This is a genomic window from Bartonella sp. OT172YNZD, assembly GCF_042193725.1.
GTDB classification, from domain to species: Bacteria; Pseudomonadota; Alphaproteobacteria; order Rhizobiales; family Rhizobiaceae; genus Bartonella; species Bartonella grahamii_A.
Genome location: NZ_JBHILZ010000101.1, coordinates 1 through 626 on the forward strand (window position 1 = coordinate 1; position 626 = coordinate 626).

Sequence of the window (626 nt, forward strand, 5' to 3'; positions counted from 1 at the left end):
TTTTCACCTTCAAGGTTCATTTCAATTCTTTCAACATCATTATTACCTGCATCATTAGAAATGGACAAGTCATCTACTATAACATTTACAGATTCCATGATGACTTTTGTTCTCAAATTATAAACACGAAAACAAGAAGAATTTGGTGAATATCCTAAGAAAATTCCTTCATCACTCTTAGGATCAAACTTACCTTGTGGTTCCCTATCTCGCAAAATATAACATTTACTTCCAAAAACTCGAAAGTACCGTATGGCCGGTTTTCTACCTTTGACTATTTCATAAGGAGTTTGATTAGTCATAGGTCGAAGATATACACGGTTAATTATGTAGCAAGCAGTATGAACGACTTCGGGCAAAAAATGCAAAGGTAAAGCTTTTCCATGCAATATAACTCTAGCCATTTCTTGAATCACACGATTTTTCCTTTCGACAATTCCATTTTGTTGGGGTGTTTTAGCAGCTGAAAATTCATGTTTTACACCTTGAGAGTTACAAAAATCAGCATACATGGAATTTTCAAATTCTTTACCATGATCCGAGCGAATTCGTTTTATGCACCCAATGGTTCGCCCAACATCTTTTTGAAGATTTAAGTAAAGATTTTTAAATTCAGAAAATGTTTC

Annotated in this window: 1 pseudogene; it reads right to left on the reverse strand. The window is 33.9% G+C overall.

Annotated elements, in window-relative coordinates:
* Positions 1 to 626: pseudogene (locus ACFIJS_RS09250) on the reverse strand (hypothetical protein); the annotation flags it as partial.